Origin of the sequence: Geotoga petraea (assembly GCF_900102615.1) — a bacterium.
Taxonomy (GTDB): domain Bacteria; phylum Thermotogota; class Thermotogae; order Petrotogales; family Petrotogaceae; genus Geotoga; species Geotoga petraea.
In genome coordinates, this window is sequence record NZ_FMYV01000008.1 from 22845 (window position 1) to 47173 (window position 24329).

The 24329-nt window shown below is 28.7% G+C and carries 14 protein-coding genes; 2 read left to right on the plus strand and 12 right to left on the minus strand.

Going from position 1 to position 24329, the window contains the following annotated elements; all coding sequences use genetic code 11:
- Positions 1 to 5: 5 nt before the first annotated feature.
- The 10 genes from BLS00_RS08975 to BLS00_RS09020 form a co-directional block, all read right to left on the minus strand.
- The gene (locus BLS00_RS08975; RefSeq protein WP_091405064.1) at positions 6 to 1115 is read right to left on the minus strand and encodes a capsular polysaccharide biosynthesis protein CapF; all 1110 of its coding nucleotides are present in this window, start codon (positions 1113 to 1115) and stop codon (positions 6 to 8) included.
- Positions 1112 to 2134, minus strand: a complete 1023-nt coding sequence (locus BLS00_RS08980; protein WP_091405067.1) for a polysaccharide biosynthesis protein — start codon at positions 2132 to 2134, stop codon at positions 1112 to 1114. The genes BLS00_RS08975 and BLS00_RS08980 overlap by 4 nt, the downstream gene beginning before the upstream one ends.
- 41 nt (positions 2135 to 2175) lie before the next feature.
- Complete coding sequence (locus BLS00_RS08985) at positions 2176 to 3402, minus strand: glycosyltransferase family 4 protein (RefSeq protein WP_091405071.1); 1227 nt, start codon at positions 3400 to 3402, stop codon at positions 2176 to 2178.
- A gap of 32 nt (positions 3403 to 3434) precedes the next feature.
- A complete protein-coding gene (locus BLS00_RS08990) occupies positions 3435 to 4268 on the minus strand; it encodes an XrtA system polysaccharide deacetylase (protein WP_091405074.1) in 834 nt (277 codons plus the stop codon).
- Positions 4265 to 5008, minus strand: a complete 744-nt coding sequence (locus BLS00_RS08995) for a formyltransferase family protein (RefSeq protein ID WP_244885750.1) — start codon at positions 5006 to 5008, stop codon at positions 4265 to 4267. Before BLS00_RS08995 ends, BLS00_RS08990 begins: the two co-directional genes overlap by 4 nt.
- A 9-nt stretch (positions 5009 to 5017) precedes the next feature.
- Complete coding sequence (locus tag BLS00_RS09000) at positions 5018 to 6352, minus strand: exopolysaccharide biosynthesis polyprenyl glycosylphosphotransferase (RefSeq protein ID WP_244885749.1); 1335 nt, start codon at positions 6350 to 6352, stop codon at positions 5018 to 5020.
- A gap of 795 nt (positions 6353 to 7147) precedes the next feature.
- On the minus strand, positions 7148 to 8992 hold the full coding sequence (locus BLS00_RS09005; RefSeq protein ID WP_091405086.1) for a GumC family protein: 1845 nt from the start codon (positions 8990 to 8992) through the stop codon (positions 7148 to 7150).
- Positions 8993 to 9290: 298 nt separating this feature from the next.
- Entirely contained in the window at positions 9291 to 9494 is a 204-nt protein-coding gene (locus tag BLS00_RS09010; RefSeq protein WP_176759888.1) for a hypothetical protein, read from the minus strand.
- A complete protein-coding gene (locus BLS00_RS09015) occupies positions 9475 to 10776 on the minus strand; it encodes an AAA family ATPase (protein ID WP_091405089.1) in 1302 nt (433 codons plus the stop codon). The genes BLS00_RS09010 and BLS00_RS09015 overlap by 20 nt, the downstream gene beginning before the upstream one ends.
- Before the next feature lie 581 nt (positions 10777 to 11357).
- Positions 11358 to 13196: a GumC family protein gene (locus BLS00_RS09020; RefSeq protein ID WP_091405092.1), complete on the minus strand. Its 1839-nt coding sequence runs from the start codon at positions 13194 to 13196 to the stop codon at positions 11358 to 11360.
- A gap of 324 nt (positions 13197 to 13520) precedes the next feature.
- Here BLS00_RS09020 and BLS00_RS09025 point away from each other — a divergent pair, with 324 nt between their 5' ends.
- Positions 13521 to 18557 carry a hypothetical protein gene (locus BLS00_RS09025; protein WP_091405094.1) on the plus strand — a complete coding sequence of 1679 codons (5037 nt, stop codon included), beginning with the start codon at positions 13521 to 13523 and terminating at the stop codon, positions 18555 to 18557.
- A gap of 61 nt (positions 18558 to 18618) precedes the next feature.
- Positions 18619 to 20451 carry a hypothetical protein gene (locus tag BLS00_RS09030; protein WP_091405097.1) on the plus strand — a complete coding sequence of 611 codons (1833 nt, stop codon included), beginning with the start codon at positions 18619 to 18621 and terminating at the stop codon, positions 20449 to 20451.
- A gap of 268 nt (positions 20452 to 20719) precedes the next feature.
- Here BLS00_RS09030 and BLS00_RS09035 read toward each other — a convergent pair whose 3' ends face one another.
- Together BLS00_RS09035 and BLS00_RS09040 are read right to left on the minus strand one after the other, a co-directional pair.
- On the minus strand, positions 20720 to 21967 hold the full coding sequence (locus BLS00_RS09035) for an alkaline phosphatase family protein (protein ID WP_091405098.1): 1248 nt from the start codon (positions 21965 to 21967) through the stop codon (positions 20720 to 20722).
- Positions 21954 to 24152 (minus strand): GGDEF domain-containing protein, encoded by a 2199-nt coding sequence (locus BLS00_RS09040; RefSeq protein WP_091405100.1) that lies wholly within the window; start codon positions 24150 to 24152, stop codon positions 21954 to 21956. Before BLS00_RS09040 ends, BLS00_RS09035 begins: the two co-directional genes overlap by 14 nt.
- Positions 24153 to 24329: the final 177 nt, after the last annotated feature.

Genomic DNA, 24329 nt, shown 5'->3' on the forward strand with positions numbered 1-24329 from the left:
CTATTTTAAACCTCCAAATAGTATGTATCTGGATTTTCTGGATCAAATAATTCATTTGCCCACATTATAGTTACCATATCTTTGTCTCCAAGATTTTCAATATTGTGAGTATATCCAGGTGGGATATCTATTACTTCTAATTTATCTTCGCTAACAAAATATTCTATTACTTTTTCTTCGTCTATTTTTCTAAATCTTATTACACCTTTTCCACTAACCACTAAAAATTTTTCATTTTTAGTGTGGTGCCAATGGTTGCCTTTTGTTATTCCTGGTTTAGATATGTTAACAGATACTTGTCCTCTTTCTTCTGTTTTCAATATTTCTGTGAAAGAGCCTCTGTTATCTACATTCATTTTTAATTCATATGAAAAATCGTTTTCTGGTAAAAAACTTAAGTATGTACTGTACAGTTTTTTTACCAAAGGATTTTCCATGTTAGGGATTTTTAAATTGTTTCTTGAATTTTTAAAACTTTTTATTGTATCAGCTAATTCACCGAGTTTTATTTTATGTGTAGTTGGAACAAAACAATAATCTCCATTTTTTGATGGTTTATTTTTTAATGCTTTTTTGAATTCTTTTAATACGTCATCTATATAACAAAGAGTTAATTCAACTTGTGGATCATTTACTTTTATCTCTAAATCTCTTGCTATGTTATAGCAAAATGTTGCTACGACAGTGTTATAATTTGGCTTGCTCCATTTCCCAAAAAGGTTTGGGAGTCTGTATATAAATACCTCTGTATTGTTTCCTTTAGCATATTGGAACAACAAATCTTCTCCAGCTTTTTTGCTTTTTCCGTATGGATTGTCTAATTCAGCTTGGATTGAAGAAGTTAACAATATTGGGCTTTTGTTTTGATTTTCTTTTAGTTTTTCTAAAAGTTCAAGAGTAAAACCATAGTTACCTTTCATGAAGTCTTTTGGATCTTCAGGTCTGTTTACACCAGCCAAATGAAAAACAAAATCGCACTTTTTTGTGAAATCATTCAATTTTTCTTTTGGAGTGTCTTTGTCGTATTCATAAATCTCTTCATAGCCAGAGTTCTTGAGTTCTGCTATTAAGTTTTTCCCAACAAAACCTTTTGAGCCTGTTACCAATATTTTCATTGTTCTTTCCACCTTTGTATTTCATTTCTTACATAGTCTAATTCTAACAATTTTTCTTTTACTTGTTCAACATTAAGCCTTTGAGTATTGAAAGAATTATATTCTTTATCTAAAGATAATCTTTCTTCGCCATCTTCAAAATACATTCCATAGTTTAAATCTCTTTCGTCGGCAGGAATTCTGTAATATTCCCCCAAATCTTGAGATACCGCAAATTCTTCTTTTGTCAAAAGTGTTTCGTGCATTTTTTCTCCGTGTCTTGTTCCAATTATTTTTATTTCACTATCTGAATTGAACAACTCTTTTAATGCTTGAGCTAAGTCCCTTATTGTAGAAGCAGGGGCTTTTTGAACCATTCTATCTCCTGTTTTTGCATTTTCAAATGCAAAAAGAACAAGTTCTACTGCTTCTTCTAAACTCATTAAAAATCTTGTCATATCTGGATTTGTTATGGTTAATGGTTTTTTATTTTTTATCTGTTCAATAAATAGTGGTATTACAGAGCCTCTTGAAGCCATTACATTTCCATATCTTGTTCCACATATTAAAGTTTTTTCTGGGTCTACTGTTCTTGATTTTGCAACTAACACTTTTTCCATTAACGCCTTACTCATTCCCATTGCGTTAATAGGATATGCGGCTTTATCAGTAGATAAACAAACAACTTTTTTTACACCTTTTTCAATTGATGCTGTTAATACATTATCTGTTCCAATTATATTTGTTTGTACTGCTTGCATTGGGAAAAACTCACAAGATGGTACTTGTTTTAATGCTGCAGCATGAAAAACATAATCTACTCCTGTTAATGCATCTTTTATGCTTTGTAAGTTTCTAACATCACCTATATAGAATTTCAATTTGCTGTTGTTATATTTCTTTCTCATATCATCTTGTTTTTTTTCATCTCTTGAAAATATTCTTATTTCTTTTATATCTGTTTTTAAAAATCTATCTAACACAGCATTTCCAAAAGATCCTGTTCCACCTGTTATCATTAGTGTTTTGTCTTTAAACATGTCAGACCTCCAGTTTATTTAAAATAATGTTTATATTTTTACTATAAAAGGGATTTAATTAAATTATAATATTTATTAGCACTTATTTCTAAAGTATATTTATTTTCATATGTCCTCCTTGAATTCTTAGATAATAAAGTATAATAATTTTTATCATTTTTTAATTTTAGTATTTTATTTATGGCTTCATCATCACTTAAATTACTAATATTAAAACCAAAATCATACTCTTTTAAACATATATCTATTTCTGAATCAATAGGAATATCTGCAATTATTGGTTTCCCTCCACTTAAATAATAATACGTTTTACTTGGCACAGACATTTCTTTTGATTCATTTCTTAAAGAAAGAAAATAACAATCAGCATAATACATTAAATTCTGATATTCATTATAATCATAAACGTAATCATAAAAATCAATATTCTTTAAATTTTTTTTTCTTTTTAACTCTATTAATTTTTCTTTTTTCCTTCCATTTCCAACTACAATGAAGTTAATTTTTTCATCTAATTTTTCTATTTTCTTCATTATTAGTATGAATCTTTCTAATTGTGGTATTTGTGCTTCTCCTATGTTTCCAGCATACAAAATATTAAAACCTTCTCCATAGTATTTGCTTCCTATATTTTTATTAATTTCAAGGTTATAAAGTAAGTCCTTTGACCAATTAGGAATATAGCTTATTTTATTAGAATTAACATTGTATTCTTTTGAAATATATTTTTTTTGGTCCCTACCTATTACAATTATTTTGGAGGATTTTTTTAATAAATATTGCGTTTGCTTTTTTAATAATTTAATTATAAAACTATTTTCTTTAGCTTGTTTTCTTCTAATCATTGTGTCAGGATGTAAATCATGAACTAAAAAAAGAAATTTAGATTTCTTATTTTCAGAAATTTTTAAAGCTTTATATGCAGTAAAAAAAGGTGGAATAAGAGAAAAAGCAATTTTATAATCTATTTGTTTTAATATTTTTTTTATTTTTAATGAGAACAAATAAAATAATAATATTTTTTGAATACCTTTGTTTTTATCTAATTTTGGCACTTTAATTCTTAATATATCTAAATTGTTATTAATTTTTTCAAAATTATTTAATTTTTTTTCAGGGGTCAAATACAATCTGTTTGGACTAATGACTAATATTTTTAAATTTTTACCTGATAAAAAAAATATTAAGTCCGACAATAGTTTAGAAGTTGCTTCTGTACCTGGATAAAAATTTAAAGTTAAAAGAACTAAATCATATCTTTTTTTCAAAGTTACACCCCTTTTTAATATACAGTAATTAGTTAATCTAAATTATCTTTCATAAATCTAAATACATTTATTTTATTGATAAGTATAAATTTTTCTAATTTTTTTCTAGATTTTTTTATACCCACATAATGCCTAAACTTATAGCTAAATTTTATATCCTTTACTTTTGGTTGATTAACATCAAATTCCCAAGGGTGCATATAAAAAACATAATCTTTGTTATTTCTCATATATTTTTTTGCAAGGTTATTAAAGACAATTGATGGAAATAATCTAAAATAACCTCCACCAGAAATAGGAATTTTCTTTTTAAAAACTTCAACTAAAGGCAAAGGAAATTCCATTATTCCTGACTTATGTAAAAATGGTTGATTGTTTTCGTTTTTTAGTTCTATTTTTCCATACCTGTCATGTATTGAAAAGCCATTATAACTTGAATCATATATATAACCTAAATTATATAAAATATCTAATAATTCATCTGAAATGGAAAAACTAGGAGCCCTATAACCAACTACTTTTTCACCAATTAAATCTTCTAATATAAACTTTGATTTTTTTAAATCTTCCTTTAATTCTTTTTTGGATAGATTATAATTCAATAAGTGCCCATAACCATGAGAAGCTATTTCATGACCTTTTTTATGTATTTTCTTTACTAAATCGGGTCTTCTTTCTGCTATCCAACCCAAAATAAAAAAAGTAGCTTTGACATTATGTTTATCTAACAAATTCAATATTATATCTGTACTATTTTCTACATTTAGTTTTTGTTTCTTCCAAGTTTCTGGAGGATATATAGCCCTTAAATTCTCAACTTGAAACCAATCTTCTATATCAAAAGTTAAATATATATTATTTTTCATATTAACTTATACCCATTTCTTTTAAACTTTTTGGTATCTTTTCTTTTTGGGAAGGTAAAATAAGTGCCTTCTTTTTTCATTTCTTCTGAATTATTATAATATGATTCAAAATTATTTAAAAAATCCATCATCAAATTTGCGCCTTTTCTTTTAGTGTATCTTATAGCTTCATCTAACTTTTTTATATCTGATATATCAACAAATTCTTGTTTATAAATCCTTCCACTATCTATTTCTTCATTTACAGAATGTATAGTAATTCCTATTTCTTTGTTACCATCTCTCATTTGCCAAAAAACAGGCATCATACCCTTATAATATGGTAAAGGGCCACTGTGTATATTGACTATTCCAAATTTCGGAGAATTTATTAATGATTTTTTAAATATCCTCGAGGCAGCAACTGATATTATTAAATCATGGGTTGAAGCCTTTTCTAGAAAATCTTTTGAATGTATTTTATTTGTACTAACATAATTTATATTCATTTTTTTACAATAATAATTTAAATCTTTTTTTTCAACTTTAGATTTTAGAAATTTTATCCCTACCTTGAAAGTACCTATAAAACCGTACATATTGTAAACTCTATTAAATAAATCTATTTTATTATTTTTACCAAGTGGCATTAAAGAAACCATACTAGTTATTTCTATATTTGGAGATAATTGATTAATATTTTTTGAAAACTCATCCCAAAATTCTCCTACATATATAGGATCCTCTTGAGTTATAAACATCACTTTCAACTACATTGCTCCTCTCTTCCATACAACTGCTTCCACAGTTTTTAGTATTATTTGTATGTCTAAAACAGAGTTTCTGTTTTTTACGTAATATAGATCATAGCTTAGTTTTTCTTTCGATTGTTCTAATGTTGCTGCGTATTGGTACATTATTTGTGCCCAGCCTGTTAGGCCTGGTTTTAGTTTGTGCCTTGCGTAGTAAAAAGGGATTAGTTCGTTGTATTCTTCTACGAATTTTAGTTGTTCTGGCCTTGGGCCAACAAAGGACATAGCCCCACGTAATATGTCAAAAAACTGTAGTGTTTCGTCTAGTCTTATTGGCCTCATTATTTTCCCTATTTTTAGTATTCTGTGTTGTTCGTCTGAAGCAAATTTTGCTTTTGTTTTGTCTTCGTTTTTCATGCTTCTGAATTTGTGCATTAAAAATGGATTTTCGTTTATTCCCATTCTTTCTTGTTTAAATACTATTGGAAGTTTGTCTTCTAATAGTATTATTAGACTTATTATTAACAGAAATGGTGAAAGAATTATTAATGAAACCGTAGATATTAATATGTCTAATATTCTTTTTCCAGGGCTTTCTTCTATTTGTTCAAAGGCTACTTCGTAGTATTCTTTGAATTTTTCTGCAACTTTTATTGGGATTCTTTTTAGTTCTTTTTCTACCATGTTTGGAAGATATTCTACTTGTACCCCTCTACTTTTGTATTCTTTTAGTTTTGGCTTTACCAGTTCTTCTAAATATGGGTCTGCTACCAAAATTCTATCTATTTTTGGCTCTACGTTTTTTTTGTATTTTTGTGTTTTATTGTTTCTTGCTTTGTCTCTTATGTCTTCGTTTAATATTCTTTCTTCTACTATTTTATCGAGTCTTGTTGGCGATGGGTTTATGAACTCAACAAATCTTTTTTTGTTTAGTGTCTTTTTGCTTATTTCTTCTAATATATCTCCCATTTCTTCTTCTCTACCTATTACAAGGTAATTTATTGGAGATTTTCTTTTTATATATATTTTGTATTCTATTATGTGTATTAATGGAAAGACTATTACAGCGAATGTGAAATTATATATAAATATGAATCTGTTTATGTGCTGAGGTATGAAAACATAGAACAATAGTATTATAACAAATCCTATTATTGTACCTACTATTGTTCTTATTATTTGTTCGTTATAATTTTTCATATGTTCTTTGTCGTAGTTTCGGAAAGCATAGATACCTAATTCGATTAAGAGAGAGAATATTAAAGATATGATTATGTTTTCTGTTATTATGTAGTTTAGCGTAAAAAGCATAATGTAATCGATTATTTTTACGAGCCGTTTCAAAATGAACACTTCCTTGTCAAAATCACTTTGTGATTTTGGTTGTTGGTTGAGAGTGAGAATTTGTTTTACAAATTCTCAGTTGTTTGTTGTTGGTGAAACAAAGTGCCTAAACTCCCCTGTGCTTCGCACTTCCCCTCTAACACATTTAGAGGGGATTAGCTTCTAAAAACCCCGGGATAGAAATCAGAGATTTCTGTTGTTGGTTGTTGGAAAAAACTAAAAATCTATTAGCTGTTTTGCAAAAATAAATTTGTTTTTTTGGAATTTTATGTTTGTATTCTACATTTATTATTTTATCATAAAATATGAGTATTTTTGTTTCTATGTGGGTAAGCATGTGTTATTGTATCATAATTTTTCGTTTTAATCACGGGATTTTAAAAAATGTTATGTTTTTGTTATTTTTTTATCAAGTGATTAATGAATTCGAGGAGCGAATTCGGTTGGAAGTTGGTTGGAATAAAACCTCTAAAACACCCCGTCAGTTTCACTGACACCCCTCTAATGGTCATTTTAGAGGGGATTAGTGCCTAAACTCCTCCCCTGTTTCACAGGGACTCCTCTTACACATTAAGAGGGGATTAGCTTCTAAAAACCCCGGGATAGAAATCAGAGATTTCTGTTGTTAGTTGTTTGTTGTTTGTTGTTTGAAAAAAAGTGCCTAAACTCCCTTGTGATAGAAATCAGAGATTTCTGTTGTTAGTTGTTTGTTGTTTGTTGTTTGAAAAAAAGTTTAATATCAAATATGTACTTAACCAAAAACTAACAACAAGAAACCAACAACAAAATAAATTACTTTGTAATTTATTTTATGAATATGTATGTTGGGTTGGGGATGGATTTTTGGATTTGTTCTATTGTTTCTATGGTTGTGCTTTTTTGTTTTATTAGTATTATGTTGTTGTTTATTGTTGGGTTGTATAGTATGTATTCTGGGGAATCTATGTTTGTGAATTTTGTTATTGTGTGAGTTTTTTGTTTTGTTTCTTCGAATTGTTTTATTTTTTCTTCGTAGTTTTGTGGTTTTGTTGGGTCTGTGTATGTGTATTCTGGGGTTATTTTTTTTATTTGGTTGTATATTTGTTCTGCAAAGTTTGTTGGGATTTTTTGTGATGTTTGGATTACTGCTATTTTTGTGTTTTGGGTTTGGTATAGTTTGTTTATTATTTTTTCTATTTCTTTTTCTGAGTTTAGTGTTATTTCTGGATTTTTGAATAGTGTTTCGAATTCTTTTTTGTCTTTTATTGTGTTGTCGGATGATTCTTTGACAAATACTCCCAATATTCCAAGGAATATTCCAAGTACTCCGCCTATTGCGAGGATGAGTGTTTTGTTTGGGGCTATTGGGTTTTCTGGTTGGTATACTACTTGAACCATTGAGAATTTTGGTGTATATAGTTTTTGGCTCATTCTTTCTTGTTCAAGGGTGTTGTAGAACATGTTGTATTTGCTTTCTATTACTTTTTGGTCTTTCATCATTTGTAGGTATTGGTATACCACAGGTGATTTTTTGTTTATTTCAGTGTCTATTACAGAGAGCATTTGTTGGTAGACCTGTTTTGTGACGTCGAATAGTTCCAGCTGTGTTTGGGTTTGTATGTATTGGCTGAATTTTTCTCTGTCTGTTACAGAGAGATATGTCATATTGTTTTCGAGTAGTTTGTTTTGTTGTTGTTTTAGTTCGTTTTCTGTTACTGTTATTACGGATTCGAGTTCTCTTATCCTGGGTGAGTTTGGTTGGTTTAGTTTTAGTGTTTCGAGCTCTATTTGATAATTTATTAGTTTGTTTTTTAGATTGGATAGGTTGCTTTGTGATGCTGTGAGCATTAGTTCTTTCATTTCTTCGCTTGTTTCTGCAAGGTTTTTTTCTATACTTTGTAGCGTTATTTCGAGTTGTTGTTTTTCTTGATCCATTTTTAAAAGTTTTAGGTATGTTTCTTCGTAGTAGTTTATGAGGTCTGTTTGGATTGCGTCGTCGCTTATTTTGTTTTCGATTTTGTAGTCGAATACTTGTTTGTTTATTTTGTTGAATTGTTGTTCCAGGTCTGTGAAGATAGATTCTATTTGGTTTATTGTTTTGTTGGATCTTCCGAGTGTGTATTCTTTTTCGTAGTCAAGGTAGTATTGGTATGTTAGTGATACTATCGAAGCAGCCTGTGTTGGGTTGCTGCTTTCATAGCTTATTTTTACGAAGTTTGTTCCTTCTACGTTTTGTATTGATATTTTTTCTCTTATTGATTTTATGAATCCTCTTTTTGTGTATTCTATTCCTCTTATTTCTGATAACCAGCTTTTGTTTTGGTTTGCTTTTTCTACCATGTTTAGTTGGTCTACTACCTGGCCAAGTACTCTGTCGGATTTCATTCTTTCTATTTCTGTTGTTAGAGAGTTTGTACTTCCACCGCCAGAAGGGATGGATATCCCCGCCATTGAAGCAAGACCAGCGTATTGACTGAGCGATGATGTCGAAGAAGTTTGGCCTTCGAACTCGACAAGTTGTTCTGCTTTGTATGTTGGGGTTGTAAAGTAGAACAGGTATATGAGAGTTATTGCTACTGTTGCAACGAATATTAACGTGAATGTCCATTTTCTTCTTTTGAATATTCTTATTATGTCTGAAAAAGTTAATTCCATCTCTTGGTTTTCCATGTTTTTCCTCCGTTATGTAGGGTTATTTGTATTTAGATATGTTTATTGGTTGTTAAATACCATTCTTATTTTAACATATATTTTTATGTATGCAATTTAAATTTTTGTTTTTAAGTATATTGTTATATGTTATTAATATATCAAGTGATTAACGAATTCGGGGTAGAAATTGTAAAACAATTTCTGTTGTTTGTTGTTAGTTGTTGGTTTTTTGTTGTTGGTTGTTAGTGATAGAATGCAAGGCACTCTGGTTGCTGGTTGTTAGAAGGTAGTCAAAAAAGCTGCTTTTCAGCAGCTTTTATTTTGTTGATATTTTTAATAATTCTGAGATAAATGTCTGAATATTTAAATATGGATTTGGGTAATACTCATATCCGTGTATTTCTTTTTTATCTTCTTGTAATTTTTGCTCTTTTATTTTATTAGCTCTTTTTATATATTTTTCTTCTTGTAATCCTTCACATACACAAAGATATTGTCTTCTAATCATTCTTTTTTTCACTCTCTTGAAGGTTTATGAATTTTGTAAAATCCACATATGGGAGGGCGCCATAATTACCTTTGAAATAGTTTATTAAGTAATTATGGTCATTTCTAACTTCTTCACTACCAAAATCAGAGAGTCTATATATTATACTTTCATAGGTATCTGTGTCTTTTTCTACAAAGTTTATTTGATCTCTTCTAAATATTTTGTTGTTTAAATATATTGGATTGTGCGTTGTGAATACTAGTTGAGCACCTATTTTATTGATGTTTTGGTTGTTGAATAATGATATTATCCCTTTTATTAGTTCTGGATGAATTGCAGAATCAAATTCATCTATAACTAAAGTTCCACCTTTTTGAAATAATTGTTCAAACATTAGAGCAAAATCGATTAATTTAAGTGTACCTCTTGATTCCATCAATTCCGCGGGAATTACTGTATTATTATATATCGAAACTAATTGAAATTCTGATTCATCTTGATTTTCTTCTAACTTTTTTCTTTTATGAAATGCTACTTTTTGAGGGCCAAAATCTGAGCTTTTGAAGAATCCGTCTAATATTTTATTCCAAATAAAGACATTGTCTTTTTTTATTTCATTTTGTTGGAATTTTAAACTAGCCTTTTTTATGGTAAAGTCACTTACAACTATGAGTTTGTTTTTGAAAAAATCTATTATTGTGTCTGTTATTTTGTTGCTTATTATGTTTTTAAATCCACCAGTTAAAAAAAGTGTTTCTTTATCTAAGTTAGAATTTAGTTGTTGTTGTATTTTTGTCAAAAAATCTTTTTTCATTTTAATTTTTCTTAAAGCTCTTTGATTAGTGTTTATTATAACTTTATTTTTTTCTCTTTTAAATATATTTATCTCATTTTTTTTGCTATCAATAATATCTAATTTTTCAGAAAATATTTCTTTTTCTTTTGATAAAAATTTTGTTTTTATCGAAAAGCTGTATTTATAATTTTTATTCTGGTTTATAAAATTTATTTCAAATTTTATTGGGTTTTCTTCTTCTTGATAAGCAAAAGGAAACAGCTCTATAGTTTTTGATTCATATGAACCTGTATTTAGGTTGCCGTTTAATATTATATCTCTCATTATTGATAAAGACATTATTAAGTTTGATTTTCCACTAGCGTTTGCTCCATATATCACAGAACATGGTAAAATCCTTAACCCTTTTTTTCTTATTAAATTTTCATTATGAGTTTTTTCTGCTCCAGCTTTTAAAGAATATGTCGTTTCATTTTTAAAAGATCTAAAGTTTGTTACTTTGTAGTCTATTATCATTCTCTTCACCTCCCTTTTTGTTATATTATATATTATTTTTATATTTTTTCAAAACCATGGAGGTTTTTGCTCATATGCGGCGAAAGAATGTGAATGCTAGAATTGCTTTGCAATTCCAGTTGTTGGTTGAGAGTGAGAATTTGTAAAACAAATTCTCGGTTATTTGTTGTTGGTTGATAGTTGTTAGTTGTTTGAAATAAAACCTCTAAAACACCCCGTCAGTTTCACTGACACCCCTCTAATGGTCATTTTAGAGGGGATTAGTGCTTAAACACCTCGCGATAGAAATCAGAGATTTCTGTTGTTGGTTGTTTGTTGTTTGTTGTTTGTTGGAAAATCAAAGGCAAAATCTCTAAAACACCCCGTCAGTTTCACTGACACCCCTCTAATGGTCATTTTAGAGGGGATTAGTGCTTAAACACCTCGTGATAGAAATCAGAGATTTCTGTTGTTAGTTGTTGGTTGGAAAATCAAAGGCAAAAGGCCTAAACTCCCTTGTGATAGAAATCAGAGATTCCTGTTGTTGGTTTTTTGTTGCTGGTTGTTAGAAGGGATTTAAAAAAGCTGCTTTTCAGCAGCTTTTATTTTATGTATACGTATATTGGGTTTTTGATTGTTTTGTTTATTTTTTCTATTGTTTCTATTTCTGTGTCTTTTTCTTTTATTAGTACTATGTTTTTCTGGATCAGGTTTTTGTATAAAAGGTATTCTGAGCTTTCTATTGAATTAAATCTTACGATGAATTTTTCTTTTTGTTTGTCTTCTTCAAACTGTTTTATTTTTTCTGCGTATGGTTTGTTTTCTGTTGTGTCTGTGAACTCTATTTCTGGATCTATTGTTTTTATTATGGAATGAACTTTTTTTGAATGGTTGTTTAGGTTGTTTTGGGTTTCTATTATTCCGATTTTTTTGTTTTGTGTTTCGTATATTATGTTCACTATTTTTTCGAGGTCTTTTTCTGATTTTATGGTTGTTTCTGGTATTTTGAACAATGTTTCAAATTCGTGTATGTCTTTTATTTTGTTGTCGGATGATTCTTTTACAAACACTCCCAATATTCCAAGGAATATCCCAAGTACTCCGCCTATTGCGAGGATGAGTTTTTTGTTTGGGGCTATTGGGTTTTCTGGGACGTAGCTTGCAGTTATTATGTTGAAATTGCTTTCGTACAATGATTTTTTTAAGTTTTCTTGTTCAAGTGTGTTTAGTATTGTGTTGTATTTGACTTCCAATATTTTTTGTTCTTTTTGTAAAAGGAAGTATTTGTACATTATAGGAGATCTACTCGCTATTTCTTGGTCTACCAGTTCAAGCATTCTGTTTGTTACCTGTTCTGTGATGTCAAAGAGTTCTAACTGTGTTTTTGTTTGGATGTATTCGTTGAATTTTTCTCTGTCTATGGTGGCTAAAAAGTTCATATCACTCGATAATATGTTTTGCATTTCTTCTTGAAGTTGTTGTTGTTGGACTTGAATAGTCGAGCTCAACTCTCTTATTTGTGGTGAGTTTGGTTGGTTTAGTTTCAATGTTTCAAGTTTTATCTGATTTTGTATTATTTGATTTTTTATTGTTGTTATATTTGAATTTGATGAGTTTAACAGTATGAATTCTTTCATTTGAGGATCCATTTCAAAGAGATTTTTTTCTATTGTCTCTTTTTTTATTTCTAAATTAGCTTTTTGTGATTCAAGCTGAATTTTTTGCATGTATGTATCTGCGTAATATTGGATCATTGGGTCTGTTTGTTCTGTGCTGGTTGTTATTTTGTTTTTTGTCTGAAAATCCAGTAGTTCTTTGTTTACTTGGTCGTATTGTCTTGAAACATCGTCAAATACATTTTGAAGTTGTGTTAGATATTTTTCAGTATCTTTAAAATAATTTTCTTTAACAAATTGTGTGTAATAATCGTATGTTAGTGACACTATTGAAGCGGCTTGTGTTGGGTCGCTACTTTCGTAAGATATACTGAGCATGCTTGTATTTTCAACTGTTTCAATAGTTATTTTATCTTTTATTGATTTTATAAACCCTCTTTTGGTGTATTCTATTCCTCTTATTTTAGCAAGCCAGTTTTTGTTTTCTTCTGCTTTTTGTACCAAGTTTAATTCGTCTACCACTTTTCCTAAAACAGCATCTGATTTCATTTTTTGTATCTCGTTGTCTAACCCTGTGTCTCCTGTTGAACTGCTAAGGCCCGCAAGCGCTGCAAGACCAGAAGCATCTCCAAAAGATATTGAAGAACCAGATGATTTTTTGTATTCGACTATTTGTTCTGCTTTGTAAGTTGGCGTTGCAAAAAAGAACAAATAAACTAAAGTTATTAAAACAGTTGTTATGAATATTCCAACAAACAACCATTTTCTTCTTTTAAAAATCCTTATTATGTCTGAAAAAGTTAATTCCATTTCTTGGTTTTCCATTTTCACCCTCCGATAATAAAAAAAATAAAATTAAAAATAATATTAGTGTGTACGTTCTTTGAGTCAATTATAGCATATATAAAGTAATCCAAGTTAATGCCACTTTATGTTTTATTAAATTCTTATATCACCTGATCAATTAATTTTTCATTTGCATTTTTGATTGTATATAATTAATTAATCAAACGTTCGATTAATTAATTTATTACTATAATATATTTATTTTTTAAATTAATTGGTTAATCTTTATTTTATTTTATATCATAAATTAAAATTATGGTATAATTTTTTTAATGGAATCTAATTTTTGGGGAGGTTTTTTTTATGAAAAAATTATTATTTGTTTTTTCATTGATTTTAGTATCGTTATTGCTTGTTTCATGTTTTCCTGGACAAGAGCAAGATGAAACGATCAATTTAACTATTCAACCAGATTCGAGCTCTTTTATTTCAGAATATGACGGTCACACGGTTAATTGGAATAAGATTGAATATTCCCTTTTTTATAATGGAAACTTTTTAAAAGAAGGGGACCTAACTGTTAACGAAATCTCTGGACCTTTTGTTTTTAGCAATTTGGTTTCAGGGAATTATGAAGTTAATATTAGAGTTATTAACGATGGATTTGTAATAGCTAAAATACAAAAATCATTTAATTTAACAAAAGATAATAATACATTTAACGCTAGTTATGAAATGATGGATAGTAATTTAGAAATTGAAGTTACAGACAATAGATCAGATAAATCTTTGGATGTTACTCATAATATTATAATTAGTAATGAAAGTGGTATTATTGCAGAAGATTCTATCACTAATGAGGCAACATCAAATTTAGTTTTTAACCCTGGTTTATATACTTTAACAATTAATCAAATAACCACTGAAAATGATACAACTATATCTGCAACAACAGTTGTAGAAAAATCCAATTTTTATTCTCCTGGTTATAAATATGTTTCCACTTTGGAAATTACAGATGATTCAGTGGATTTATCTGACCCTGAGACCCCAGTTGACCCAGAAGACCCTGATGATTATGATGTTGATTTATCTTTTGACATTTCTGATGCAGTTGCAATTGCTTCTAATAGCGAAGAAGAGTCAACAAATAGCCTCAACAGAAGCAGATATAGTATCCCAGATAACTATGGAAAAGTTTTAACTCTAAAAGATTTAAAAACAAAAAGCAGTAGTTCAAATAAACTTGTAAAAATTTTGACAGATGGCTCTATTGAATCAATAATGAATCTCCCAGAAGGGTATAACCCTCCTGAAATAGCTTATGTTTCAACAGAAGAAGACGGGAGTGTTTATATAATCTTTAGAAACTTTTTAAGTTTTAACAATGGAGATAGAAGATTTACTGCACAATTTATAAGAGTTTTCCCAGATAACGAGTTTCAAGTTTTATGGCCTTTAGATCCTTTCATTAATGATCCTTGGAATGAAGGAAATATTGAGGTTAGAAATGATTATTACCAAGAAGGTGAATCAGTTTTAAAGGCAGATAATGGTTATATATATTTCAAAACTAATAATTGGAAAAATGATGGAGAAAAGAATAATATTTACGAATATAGGCCCAATCAAAATAACACTCCAGAATTAGTTACTCCTGATTACAAGTTAAGAATAAGAAGATTCAAAGCGGATGTTGATGGAAACATTTATATTGAATTTTCAATGGGAGGAAACTCACAATTCAAAGTCTATAAAGACGGAACATACTATGAAAGCAATATTTATTATTCAAATACTGATTATGCTAATAACATTCAAACTTTTATTCCACAAAGGGAAAAATCTGGAATAGTTGCAAACGGAAGCGATATAAGAGGTAAAAACGGAATAGTTAGAATAGACATTGAAACAGACAATTATGAAAAAGATTTTGACTTCATTTCTGTTTTTAACAATAATCATAATACTGATTATAGAAAGTACGAAAATAACGACAACGATTATATTATAGAAGAAAAATCTAATGATTATTTAAGAAATTTAAATTCTCAATTCTCTTTTTATGAAGTTGATGATTCTTTTTATACAAATGATGCTTTGGATTTAGATAAAATAAATGCTTTTATCTCCAAATATTCAACAGATACTAATTTAGAAATTACAGCTAACGATATTGAAGATATAGAAAATTGGGAAAAAGTATTTTATGAATTTAGTGATTCAAAGGATGAAACAACTTTACGAAATAAAGAAATTATTTTAAAATATTTTTTTAATGATGATGAAGAAGTATATAACAACATAAAATCATTATTAGATAAAACAACAATTTACGAAAATAAAGTGTTTTTTGATGAAAGTGATTCTTATAGAACCCCAGATTTTAGAAAATATGAATGGAAAGATACTCTAAAAAATGAAGATGGTTCTTTAAATAAAGATTTTGTCGATTTTATTTTTAGAGATAGGCAATTTAAAGATGATGAAATAGAATACCTTAAAAATTGGTCTCAATATCATACTTGGGATACTTACAATCAAGAAGATCCTTTATATGATTTTTATAAGAAAATATATGACAAAGATTACAGAAATATAGTAGATGCTGCAAGAGATTGGAATGTTAGCTATGATTGGTTTTTTGATGAAAAATATATTCAAACTTTAAATTTATATCAATATGATTTTATTACAGAGTTGTTGGCAAGTGATGGGAACATCGATTTCTCAAAACTCGAAAAACTAGTTAGTTATTCTATGCCTAAATTCTCATTATCTCAAGAGAATAAAGATTTGTTAAATAGCTGGGATGGCTATTATTCTCAAGATATATTTACTTCAAATTATCTTGATTCTATGCATTTAGAAAAATTTTATGAATTTTATTCTGAAGATTTATTTACTATATTGAATGATATTAATTCTGCTAATGATCATAGTGTATTAACTCATAATGATACTTTATATGTTCCTGAATTTTATTATTTTGAATGGTCTGATTTTATGTATGATGACATGGGAAACTTAGATAGAGAGTTATTGAGTTATTTTTTAATGAATTTTGATGCTAATGCAGGTGTATCTAGAGATTCTACTCAACTATCTTATCAATTTACTACTCCTGAAGGAACTCATATAATTGTTGATTTAATAAAAAACAATGATTTAACCGATGAAGCCTACAATGCTTTTTTAAATTGGAATAATTATTTACCAAGATATTATAGTTACAATGATTCTTATATTTACCCAGCTATAGATGATATATCTATTTATAAATACGCTCATTATTTATATGAGTATGGTTCAAAAGAAGAAAAATTAGTAAACTTAACAGAAAATGTTTTAATTCCTATAACTGAAAAGAGTACTTCTACCACATATGAAATAAGGGACGTATATTTAGATGATGCTGGAAATATAAAAACAAATACTATATTAAAGTTGTTGGAAAACCCTTATGAGGATTATACAGAGACTCAAATTAATCTTCTAAATAATTGGGATGGTATTTTTCATAATGACTGGGAAAGTTTTGAAGAAACAAGCACAGAATATAAAACCCATTATATAGTCAATGAAATTTTAGAAAATATAAATGAAATAAGTTTAGATTTTTTAACTAATGCTGAAGATAAAAATTTAAAATCTATGAACTATTATAGATTAAAATGGGACAGTAGTTTATTAAATGCTTCAGAAGAATTAGATGAAACTAAATTCAATAATTTTATAAGCTATTTTGATGGAATAATTGATTCTTCAAAATACTCTTTTGAAGAAGTTCAGAACTGGAACATGTATTACAGAACAGATAATTCTTATGATGGAGAATACGAAGACCCTTATGGATTATTAAACTCTAATATGATAGAAAAATACAAACTATTCATTTCTCCTCTTAACAACAATATTCTTAAGAAAACTGAAAAAAATTATAAAACCTTTTATGTAAGAAAATTTGAATTTAAGGATAAATTCTATGATGATTTAGGAAATTTATCTGAAGAAAAATTAAATTATCTTTTAGACTTATATGATTTATACGGATTCACATATGATAGAACCGCCTTATTGGAAGAGTTTAAGAATTGGAACGAATATTTTTATTATATTTATGATCGCTCTACTTATGAAAAAGAATTTTTGAACGATGAAATAAGCCATTTTTTCAAAAATATTAGATATGATAACAATAATATAAAGGCAAATCTTATGGCAGAAATACCAAATGATTTGATTGATAGAATTTATTATAAAGTATTTACTCTTAAAGACAAATTTTTGAACGAAGATACCTCAGTTAATCAAGAGTTAGTTAATGAATATTTATCATATTTACCTTTAGAAATTTCTGAAGAAATGTTTAATGAAATATTCGGAAATACTGAATATATTCTTCCAAACTATTACGATGAATATACTGATTCTGATAACGACTATATAAAAGAAAAATATGATACTTTTTCTAAATACTATTCAGATTATTCTTCAGAATTGTTGTATAACTTGAGTAAAAATATTACAAATTTAAACTCTAAATCGTTTGGATTATTTTCAAAGTATTCATCACTAAATACTTGGAGTATGAATATTTATGAATTTGACTGGAACCCAGATTACTTAAATGCAGATGACACAATAAACAAAGAAAAGTTTACCAAACATTTCAACGATTACTTTATAGATGGTTTTAATTATATTGAAGAAGAAAAGATATTCGAAAATCTAAATAACTGGGATGGAATGATATATCGTATAGATAATAATAACCAAAATAATCCATTTTACAAAAATAATGTCGAACCAAAATTTATTTATGATTTTGCTGTAGAATATACTAATTTTATAAACAATTATTTTGATGGAATTTTGATTAGCGATTGGTTACGAGATAATGTTGGAAATTCTTATATTAGTTTTTATAATATTAAGGAGCTTTTTTATGATAGCAATGATAATTTATACGCTATGTACAGTAACACTTGGGGAGATAGTTTAGATGGACTATCAATTTTCAAATTAATGAATTCAAATTCTGATAAAGATTTGGATTATTTAACAATAGAACATACAGAATATGCTCCATCTAACGTCGAAATAAAAGGAGATTATATTTACTACATCCATTCAGAAAAAAAAGATCAAAGTACTTCCTATAAAAAAATTGCCAGATTACATTTAACCACTAAAGAAACAGATAATTTGTTGGATATTTCTGGAATGCCAAAATTAGATATTTATGATTATGACGTGACTTCAGATAACTCAACTATGTTTTTGAGTGCCATTGATTGGAGCAAGATTGAAGATGTAGTTATAAAAGTTGACTTAGTCAATGGAACATTCACAAAAATACCATCTAATATGAAATTAGATTCAATAAAAGTATTTTAAATCAAACAGACAGCTATTTTTTAGCTGTCTGTTTTTATATTAATTTTTGGGAGGTTTTTTTATGAAAAAAATAATGTTTTTTATGGCTTTAATTTTATCGGTGATTTTCTTAGTATCTTGTGTTCCAAATGATTTAGAAAATAATATTCCAGATAACGAAGTTGTTCACAACACTCTTTTTGATATATCTGGAGCAGTTGCTATAACAACAAAAGGAGAAGTTGAAGAACAAACTCAACAAACTTATGAAACAAGGAATGGAATTTATTTTACAAAAAACACCTCTTCTAATGTTATTTACAAAATAACTGATGAAGGAAGCTTGACCAGTATTCTCAACGTAGATGAAGAAATAGATTTGCCAAATATAGCGTTTATTTCTGTTGGAGATGACGACAGTTTGTACATAGCTTTTGAAAGTATGTTTGCATACAACAACGGAGATAGAACTATTAACATGCAATTTGTCAGAGTCTTTCAGGATAATAGTTATAGTGTAATTTGGCCAATAGATTTTAGCAATTTTGAATATGACCAAGGATTATTAGACATGTGGAGTTGGGAATGGGGAAATAGAGAGCCAATAATAAAGAAAAATGGAAATATTTATTTCAAGGTTGCCTACAACGGGAAACACAACATTTATAAATATAATATAGAAGAAAATAATCAATCAGAACTTTTGACTCCAAATTTTGCCGTTAGTATAGATAAATTTGATACTGACACAAAAGATAGGGTCTATATTAAAGGAACGTCTCAAAAGGAATCAGGTGAAAGTGCTAGCTTTTTAAGAGTTACCAATGAATCAGGTAGTTTTTATCCAAATGCTATCTATTATAATTCCACTAATTCAAAATACCTTTACGATTTTGTAGTTGATCCTGTTAATGATTTGCTTTATATGATTGGTAATAACCTTAACTCTTCTTTAGATGATAATAGTGATGGAATTATGAAAGTAGATATAAATGATGGAGATTTTATTTATAGCAATATTTCTCCCGACTTCGATGCTAATAATATATCTATTGCTGATGGTGGAGATAATACTGATTTTACTCTGTTTACTTATGGCGATATCACTCTCATTCCTGATTCTACTGAAGATACAAAAAGTCTTTATTTAGAAGGTTATGCGTGGAAAGATATTGTCACAGGTGATGACGGAGTGCCTATAAAAGAAAAAGTTCTTGAGAGAATAAGAGGCCTGTACTCTTCAGAGCCTGAGTTTATTTCTGAAGAAAAATGGGAAGAACTTAGAGATTTAGATCTTTCAACCATTACACAAGATCTGGTTTCTGAAGAAGGTAGTAGAGAGTTTCTTAACAAATATATTTCTGGCACTTTATTTAAAGATTGGGATAGAGAACATTGGGCTGAACTAGGTTATGGTTATTTTGATTATAACAAGGTTGAGGACCTTTATGTTAATGAAGAAGGCGATGTTTTTAGCCTTGGTATTTATTCTCAAAGAATAGAAGGTACTCTATATAATCATCCTCGTTTAGTAAAAATAATTGATAATGGAAGTAAATTAGACCTTAAAACATTAGATACTAACAGAATGCTTAACTATCCAACTCAATTTAAATACAAAGATGAGAAAGTTTTTTTCTCTTATAGCGAAAAGACTCAAATGGATATTATGGAATCAAACTTACAGTCTATAGCAAGTTTGGATCTATTCACTGGTGAAGAAAATGTTTATGATATATTTAATAAAGGTGTTGAAATTTACGATTATGATGTAACTGATGATGGCAAGTATATCTATATCACTGGTTATATGTGGGATGAGAGTAAAAAAGGTGTTATTAAGTACAATACTTCTACAAATACCTATCACAGTTTACCTTTTGTAGAATCACTTAATTCTATTAAAGTTTTCTAATTAACCTATCACTTGATCAATTAATTTTTCATTTGGATTTTTGATTGGAGTTTACAATGTTAATTAACCTATCAAGTGATTATATATTAAATTTTTGTAATAATTGTTTATTAATTAATTTTTCATGTTATAATATGTGTGTAGTTAACCCCTACATAAGAAGGTTTTTTAATCTTCTTGTATCACTCGAAACTTAGCAAACCCTTATAAACTTTTTGACGGATTTTTTGCCCGAAAAATCCGTCACTTTTTTATTTTTATGCATTTTTTAGAATGTTATAAACGGTATTTGCATTTCGTCTTTGGATAGTCCTCCGTGTTGTCCTTTTAGCCTTACTTCGAATACATCTTTTTCATACCACCACACTGTTTTGTTTGCAAAAGGTAATATGAGTATATTTCCCAACTTGTTCAGTAATTTTTCTCCCGGTGTTCCAAAAAGTCCTTTTTGAATCATTTCTTCTATTTTGTATACTTCAGCTATGTTTACAAGGTTTTCTTTTAATATGTTATACAATTCTTCTTGTTTTTCTGGAAGGGCGTGTATGAAAAAGTCTCTTTCTGCGCCGGATGGTATTTTTGGATTTCCTTTTTTGTTTTTTTGTATATATTGGTCAAAATTTTTTATTTTTTTGTTTACATAATAAGTGGTATTTTTGTCTATTTCCATCTGTCCATGGTCTGCGGAAATTATTATCTGTACGTTTTCTTTGTTTTTTATTTTGCTGTAGAAGAAGCGTTCAAAAGCGTAGAAAAACATTTCTATTTCATCTTTTGTTGTTTCTGCGTGTGGGCCGTGTATATGGGCCGATGTATCTATTGCAGAATGGTAGAAGTAATGGTACTGTTTTTCTTCTTTTTCGTTTATTATGTTTTTTAGTGTGACGAGTCCTTCTATTAGTGTGTTGTATCCGTGTATTTGTGCGCCTCTTGCTATATTGGTGTTGTAATCGCTGTGTTTGAATTTGTCTGGTTGGTGAACGTATGTTTTTATGCCATTTAGTTTTAACCTTGTGTAGAAGTTGTTTATGGGGTACAAAAGCTCGGAATCATATCCTATTTTGTAGAGGTCTTCGTTGGTTCTCACTTTTTTGTTTATGAGAGGGGATATGACTTCATCAACCATTGGTTCGTAATAGTACCATTCGTAAACACCTGTTTTATAAACAGGTATGTTTGTGTGTATTGTTGTTACGTGTGCTGATGTTGTGGATGGAAACTGGGATGTTAATTTTGAAATAATGCCGTTTTTTTCCATTTTTCTCAAGAAATCACTTTTTTCCATAAGTTCGTCTATATAGTTCCAGCCCAGTGCGTCTACAAAGAAAAAAACTATTTTGCCGGCTTTTTTGTTTATATCGTATGCTTTTTTTGGTAGAGCGTTTTCTGTTTCCATTTCGAACAAATATTTTATTGTGTTGGGTATGTTTGCGAAGTTGTATTTTTCGTAATCTGGCATTTGAAAGTCTTTGAGCTCAAATTCTTTCAACCTTTTTATCGAATCATGGTTTGTCATTGCCTTCCTCCCTTTTTCTGTTTTTTTCTTTATACATTTTTTCGTCTGCTTCTGTTATTAGCTCGTCAACGTTTTTTACGTGAACCTTATCAAATTGTGATATACCGTGGCTCACTTCTATGGAATAGAATTTGTTGTTTTCGTTGAATTTTTTGAAATCTTCCAATATCCTCTGCCATATTTCTTCTGCTTTTTCTTTTGTGCAATTTGGGAAAACTATTAAAAATTCGTCTCCCCCTATTCTTGCAAGGGAGTCCATTTCTCTTATATTTTCTTTTATTATTCTTGTCACATTTATAAGCAAGCTGTCCCCTATTCTGTGACCCAGATGGTCGTTTATATATTTGAGTTTGTCAACATCTATAAAACAAACAGAAACTGGTTGATTTTGTCTTTTCGCTAATTTTATGTTTTGTCCCAATATTTGCAGAATTATTCTTCTGTTATATGTGCCGGTTAGACTGTCGTATGTTGCCTTTCTGTTCAGTTCAAGCTGATAACTCTGTATTTTTAAAAAAATATTGGATAATTCTCTGAAAGCTTCCATTATTTGTATAGTTGTTTCGTCAAAAGATTTTTCACTTTTTTCGGCTATATCCAGGGATATCCCGGCTATTTTTTTGTCGTTTATCGTTAAATTAAACGTTATTGACTGTTTCATAGTTAGAGTTTTTTCTTCAAAAATTTTTAATTTTTCTTCTGACATTCCTGGTAGTGGTACATTTTCAATGTGTTCCACTATTGTTGAGCGGCTTCTGTCAAACTGAGAAAATGCTTCTGATGGAACTTTTAAAGAGTTTAAAAACTCCATGTCGTGTCCCTTTGTTTTTAGGTATTTTATGTAATCTTTTTTGTATAAGAAAACACTCCCATAATCTGCCTCTGGGATGACTTTTAATACTGTATCAAAAAGTTCGATTAAGAAATCTTCCAAAGATTTTGCCGATGTCATGTCTATACTGGTTATTAGATTTATTATGTTTTCCAGTCTATCCGCTAAAATCTGGTTGTTTGAATAAGATTGTTCCAAAGCCCATTTTTTCTCTAAAAGTTGTTTGTTTGTATTTTCTAATTTTTCATACGCTTCTTGAAGATCTATATTTTGTTCTGTAAGAGTTTTTTGAGAGTCGTAGTATTCTTTTGATTTTTGATTTGCTATTTGTTCATAATGGTTTTTAAGTTGTATGAGATTTTTGTTTCTTAATTTAAAGGTTAGGTATATGAACAAAATCATGAGAACTGTTATGACTATGTTCAATAAAATCATCCATTCTGAGACAACTTCTAAATTCTGGTTTATATAGCTTTTTGGTGTACTAATTGTTAGGATAAACTTTCTTGATTCTATAGTAAAAGAGTCCCAAGAAAGTATGTATTCGATTCTATCTCCGTTGTTATTTATGGTATAATCATCGGAACCAGATTTTGTAGTGATAAACTGGTTGTAAATTTCGAGCAAAGGGCTCATCCTTCTGTTTAGTTCGAAAATCGTTTTTCCATAATCATCGTTGTTGTTTGAATATATTGTAGATCCATATCTGTCAACAAAAAAAACTTCTGTAACTGGCGGTATATTTGCCAACTTTATGTATTCATTCACTATTTTATTCAGATCAAGGGTTGTTATAATAAAAGATTGTAGCTCGTCATTTTTGTAAAAAGGTATTATTATTCCCATACATTGATTTTCTGAATCGCTGTGTATCATGGGTATATAGGATTTTCTTTGATTATTACTCATAATTGGTAAGTAGCTGTTTATCCATTCGTTGTTTAAGTTATCCATTTTTTGTTGGTCTGTCTGTGGAAGGGTGTATTCATAGAGTAATTCCATGTCTTTTGTGTAGTATTTTAAGGAATGGATGTTTTGATGGCTTTCCATTATGGAAGCGAAAACGGAGCTGTATATATCGTAATCATCTTCTTCAAATATAGTTCCGTATAAGGAAGCAAAAGATTCCAAGTGATGTTTTATGTCGTGAAGTGAATTGTTTATGCTGGTTATTATTGTCGTTGTTTGGAGTTTTTGGTGGTTTAAATATGATTGTTGATTTTTTTCTGTTGATTTTCTATTTAAATTATAATAACTAAAATAAATTGCTATGAGTGTTATAGCAATTATTACGAGAATTATAATATTTGATTTTTTGTTATTAAAATTATTCTCTTTCTGGTTATTGTTCACGTAATAAGCACCCGCCTTGGTTAGATTATATCAAATTTTTTGAAAAATTTATAAGATAGTATTATAGCATAAAAAATTGCTATTGCAATTTTTTGTTGCTGGGGGTTAGTGAGAATTTGTTTTACAAATTCTCAGTTGTTGGTGTGGGAATTATTTCATAATTCCTGTTGTTGGTTG